This window comes from Paenibacillus sp. 1-18 (assembly GCF_000520755.1).
GTDB lineage: Bacteria > Bacillota > Bacilli > Paenibacillales > Paenibacillaceae > Paenibacillus > Paenibacillus brasilensis.
The window spans coordinates 1-422 of record NZ_ASSB01000027.1 but is presented as its reverse complement, the minus strand read 5'-3'; the positions used below and the strand labels follow the sequence as shown (position 1 = coordinate 422).

Genomic DNA, 422 nt, shown 5'->3' with positions numbered 1-422 from the left:
CAGCGGCCGTATCCCAGTCCAGATGGGGATGTGATCCGGCAGATGGCTTGACCCATACAGGAAGGGTTGCTGTCTGCTTCATCCGTGCCAGCAACTCGCGTCCAGCCGTATTAAAGCCGAGCACACGGATATAACCGGGACCTTTCGCCAGCTCAGTGGGAGTCATATTGGCTTTGCCATGATTCAGCAAAATATGTGCAAGCATGCGCTGAAGCTTCGTATGAGTATACCGCCTTGTCTTGACGGCAGCGAGTAATGCCTCTACCGAGGGCTGGGCCAGCGTGTACAGCGATTGCCGCAGACGATACTCCAGCCCTTCGGTGACCTCATGCAGCTCCGCCAGCTGCTGCGGGCTGCGCGTGATCAGGGCGTTCAGCAGGGGCTGGCTGAACGCTTCCCATTGCAGCGGCGCGCGTCTGGCT

Annotated in this window: 1 protein-coding gene; it reads right to left on the bottom strand. The window is 59.0% G+C overall.

Annotated elements, in window-relative coordinates; all coding sequences use genetic code 11:
• Positions 1 to 422, bottom strand: a 422-nt coding sequence (locus L693_RS0101720; RefSeq protein WP_025715786.1) for a nucleotidyltransferase family protein, incomplete at both ends; no start/stop codon positions are given.